The 4651-nt window shown below is 70.0% G+C and carries 4 protein-coding genes; all 4 read left to right on the top strand.

The annotated features are described in order from the left end of the window. The first annotated feature begins 263 nt into the window (after nucleotides 1–263). A complete protein-coding gene (locus tag B7X32_RS18650; protein WP_292723121.1) occupies nucleotides 264–623 on the top strand; it encodes a hypothetical protein in 360 nt (119 codons plus the stop codon). Nucleotides 624–634: 11 nt separating this feature from the next. Beyond that, entirely contained in the window at nucleotides 635–2029 is a 1395-nt protein-coding gene (locus B7X32_RS18645; RefSeq protein ID WP_292723118.1) for a S8 family serine peptidase, read from the top strand. Next, complete coding sequence (locus B7X32_RS18640) at nucleotides 2026–3336, top strand: hypothetical protein (RefSeq protein ID WP_292723116.1); 1311 nt, start codon at nucleotides 2026–2028, stop codon at nucleotides 3334–3336. Before B7X32_RS18645 ends, B7X32_RS18640 begins: the two co-directional genes overlap by 4 nt. Nucleotides 3337–3415: 79 nt before the next feature. After that, nucleotides 3416–4651: hypothetical protein (locus tag B7X32_RS18635; protein ID WP_292723114.1), on the top strand; the 1236-nt coding region annotated here is incomplete at its 3' end.

The raw sequence follows: 4651 nt of genomic DNA, 5'->3' as shown, positions 1-4651 counted from the left end.
GACGGAGCTTCAGCAGCTGCTGGAGCAGATCGCGTCGAAGACGGATCAGATGTCGCAGGAGTACGTCTCGCGGGACAAGTCCTCCGCAGGACGCTTCGCGTAAGGTGATGCGACCGCGGGCGTGATCCCGGGCTCTGAGCCTGTCGAAGGGTTCGGATCCACGTCCGCGGCGTTTCCGGTTCCGATCGGCGCGATCCGCGTCGGTGGGAGCCGGTGATGCGGCACCACAGCATCAGAGGCACACGGAGGGAAGCAGGGGGACCATGGCTGTTCAGATCGGCTTTTTCGACTCGATCCTGGAAATGACGAAGAAGCTCGTTCAGGAGCTCGAGCAATCGCCGGACGCGTGGAAGGCCAAGGACGCCTCGGGTGGCAACACGGAGACGACCGCATCCTTGCACGAGCAGCTCGTCGGGGCGGCGAGTGACATCACCAACGCAACCAACAGGATCGTCGTCGAGGTCAACCAGATGCACGACAGTGTTCGGGCCGCGGTGCTTGCGCTCATGGCGACAGACCAGAGCGCCGCCGATGACGGCAAGCTCATCCTGTCGATGCTCGACAACGTCGAGGCGCAGGCTCCGACATCGTCGAGCTCCAGCTCGACGGGTGGGCTCAAGTGATCGGATCTCGAGTGATCCGCGGCTTCGGAATCGCGGCGGCCGGTTTGGTCATTGCAGGAATGACATCAGCAGCGGCATCCGCGGACGATCTCTCGAGCGGGACCTGGTACTACACCGCGCTGCACGTGCAGGAGAATCTGGACGCGGGGTTCACCGGCAAGGGCGTGAAGATCGCGGTGATCGACACGCAGATCAACCCATCCATCTCGCCACTGCAGGGCGCGAACCTGACGGTGGTGGACAAGAGCTACTGCTACGACGCGCAGGGGAATCCGGTCCCTCCGACGTCGACCGACTATACGGCGGCCTTGCACGGAACGCGTGTGGCCTCGCTCATCGTCGGCACCGGCGAGGCAGCGCCAGGACAGGTGCCGATCCGCGGCGTGGCTCCGCAGGCCCAGGTGCTGTTCTACAGCTCGGGCGTAGCCACCACAGCCACCCAGTCGCTCGCGTGCCTCGATAGCGCCGGAAAGGAACGCGGTCTGGACGCCGTCTCCGAGGCGATGAACGACGCCATGGACGCGCACGCGGACATCCTCTCGATCTCCCTGGGCGGGGGCTACTCGGACGCTATGAATCGCGCTCTCGCCCGTGCTCTGGCGCTCGGCATCCCTGTCGTGGCCGGTCTGACGAACGACGCGCTCGCTGCGACGGGTGAACTTCCGGCGGTGGCGAACGGTTCCGTCGGTGTGCAGGCGATCGATGCCACGGGTGCGGTTCAGAAAGCCGGCGGGTTCTCGAATCAGAACCTGTCGGTGAAGGTTGCGGCCCCGGGCGTGGGCATCATCGCTCAAGGCACGGCGGAATCCTGGGATGCTCAGGAACTCGATGGGGGCACATCGCTGGCGACGCCGATCGTGGCGGGGTTCCTTGCGGACATGAAGAGCAAGTTCCCGTCGGCGACGTGCAATCAGCTGCTGCAGACGATGATCCGCAATACCGGCGGCACGCATCACGAGCCGCAATGGGGCAGCGATCTCGGGTACGGCACGATCTCCCTGACGCAGATGCGGGAGGACAATCCGCTCGCGTATGAGGATGTGAACCCGTTCTTCGATCCGAAGGCGTCGCAATCACAGGGACCGACGGTCGATGACGTACGGGCGGCGAAGGGCGCGGAGGCTCTGAAGCCCACGGCGGGCTCGCAGACGACGACGCCGCAGACCGGAAAGCCTTCGGCGGATGGTGCAAGCGAGGGGACGCCGACATGGGTACCGTTCGCGATCGGCGGAGGAGCGCTGCTGCTGATCGTCGTGGGTGGCGTTATCGCCGTCGTCATGAGCTCCCGACGCCGCAGGGGCGCAGAGTCTGCGCAGGCGGTCGGCGAACCCGCGAGCGACGGGGATCACTTCATGCATGCACCGACCGGAGCTGGTTCGGGCTCTGACCAAGGGGGAAGAGGATGACGGAGAACTACGTCTGCTACGCCAAGGCCGAGGATGAGCTGAACGCCATCCACAAGGTCGAGGACTGGCACATCAGCAACACGGCGCCGCTGCGCTTCTCGCTGCAGGCGCTGGGCAAGGCACTGGAGACGCTTGTCGCGCATGAGGAGGTGTGGCGCGGCGAGACCGCCGATGCGGCACGCCAGCGGATGGCCGAAATGGCCGAGCGCTTCAAAGTCATCGACTCGGCGGTGGGCGACATCGTCACTGCCGTCGACGCGGCGAACACCGCGCGTCGCACGGCATCGGGCGGCGAGCTCCCCAGTGCACAGGTCGACCCGTTCTGGGCGAACGCGGTGAAGACCGGAGCGACCGTCATCCATCCCGCTCTCGGACCGCTGGCTGCCGACAAGGCGCTCGAGGTGATCGGCGACTGGATGTCGGGCCAGCGCGAAGCGAAGGCCCGTGAGACGGTCAATGCTGTAGGTGCCGCTCTCGCGCCGCCTGCGGCGGACATCGCGACGGCCCGGGCGAAACTGAGGGGCGCGGGGAACACGCAGCTTCATACGGGCGGTCCCGACGCCGGCTCGGCTCCGGGCGGTGACAACGGCGGTCAGACCGGGACTAGTGGGCCCAGTGGCTACAGCGGTCCCAGCGGTGGCTACGCGGGTGGCGGCTATCCCGGCGGGTCTGGTGGTGGCGGTGGGATCCTGATCACGGAGAACCCCGGCCCGGTCTACCCGGGCGACCCCGGTCACCCGGGATACCCCGGAGACCCGGGTTACCCCGGTGGTCCGGGGCGCCCCGGCTACCCCGGCGGTCCCACGATCGATGACCCGAACCCGATCGGTCACATCCCCGGCCCGGGCGGATCCGGATCCGGCGGACTTGGTCATGTGCCCGGTGGCGGCGGTTCGCTGCCCGGTGGCCTCATCCCCGGCGCGATCGGCGGCGGTGGGGCGGCAGCCCTCGCCTTCGGTGCGCGCGGGGGGCTGGGCGGCTTGAGCGGCGCGGGTGCGGGCCTGTCCGGCGTGAAGCCCGGCGGGCTCCTCGGGGGCACGACCGGCGGCACCGGCGGTCTGCTCGGAGCCGGCGGTCCTGGTGCTTCCGGTTCCGCCGCGCAGGGCGCGACCGGGATGGGCGCGCGCTCGGGTGGCGGCATGATCGGCGGGCAGGGCCAGGGCGGATCCGACGAGGAGAAGCAGCGTCGAGGCGGCTCGATGGGCCCGATCGCACCGCATCTCGAGGACGATGAGGAGCCGATCCCCCTTCCGAAGAGCGGCCGCGCGGGCTCCCGCGACGACGTCGGCGAGAATCGACTCGCCTGACGTGAGGCGCGGCAATGCCGGCTGGTCCGCGTCCCTTCGCACTTCTCGCGGACGCCCGGCCGCCGGGTAGGGTGCTGTGGTGGCCGGAGGAGTGATCGAGCGACGACGGATCGCGCTCGCGGGGGAGCAGGCGCGGGTCGATCTCGCGCTGCCCTTGGACGAGGCGCTGTCCGACGTGCTCGCGGCCCAGGGGCTCGTCGACCGCCTGAGCGGACCCATCGCCGCCACGGCTCGTCTGGTCGTGCTGGATCCACTCGGCTATGAGGTCGCACCGGCGACCGTCGCGGAAGACCTCGTCGAGGGCGGGCTGTACACGGTCGTCGACCTCGGCGCCTCGGTGACGGGCACCCCGCAGGGCCGGCGTCGGCACGACATCGCCGAACGCGCCGACCACGGCTCGCGCTGGGTGCTGCTGACCGTCGCCGCCCTGCTCCTGCTGCTGGCGACGGTCGCGGCAGGAGGGCTGGTCCCGGCGTGGGCGCGGCTCGCGATGGCCCTCGTGGCCGCCGTCGGCGCCGCCGTCACCGCCGTCGTCTGGACCCGCGACGACACCTCCGAAGCGCGCCTGCTGCGCGGCGTCCTCGCCCCCGGCGTGCTGGCGTTCGCGGCCGGCGCGCTGCTGATCCCGGCCGGCCTCGCCGCCGCTGTGCAGCTCTCGGTGGCAGCAGGACTGCTCGCGGCAGCCGTCGTGACGATGCTGATCGCCCTGCTGACACGGATCCGCCGGATCAGGTCCGCGGCGGGGACCGTCGCCATCCTGCTCGTGGTGTTCGGCGCGGTGTGGGGCATCGCCCTGCTCGCGCACGTGGGCGTCGCGCCGTCGGCCGCGGTGAGTCTCGGCCTGGTCCCGTTGCTGCTGCGGGCGCTGCCCAGCGCGCTCGTGAACCTGCCCGAAGGCGCCTTCATCGATTACGAGCACTTCATGAGCAGCCGGTGGACGGTGCGCGGCACGATCCCCGAGGCGGTGACGGAGGTGCGCATGCAGAGCGTGCGCGGGGTCGTGGACGACTCGTCCGCACGCCTCGCGGCGGGAACCGAGCTGCTCTCGGGCGCCGCGGTACTGTTCGCGCCATTCGTCGTGCTGCAGCCCTGGGGAGAGGACCCGTTCGTCGTCGCGGGCGGCTGCGTGCTGCTCGTCTCCGCCGTGCTCGCCCTTCTGCTCGTCCCCCGGCACACCGGATCCCACCTGCTGCGCTGGACGCCGCGCGTCGCGGCCGCGCTCGTGCTGATCGTCGCCGTGGCCGGATTCTCCGGCGGAGCGACGGGCGGATCCGCGGTGGTGCCCTGGGCCGGGGAGCTCGGAGCCGGGGGGATG

It is taken from the genome of Microbacterium sp. 13-71-7 (genome assembly GCF_002257455.1).
Taxonomy (GTDB): Bacteria; Actinomycetota; Actinomycetes; order Actinomycetales; family Microbacteriaceae; genus Microbacterium.
This window is presented reverse-complemented; position numbering and strand designations above follow the sequence as displayed.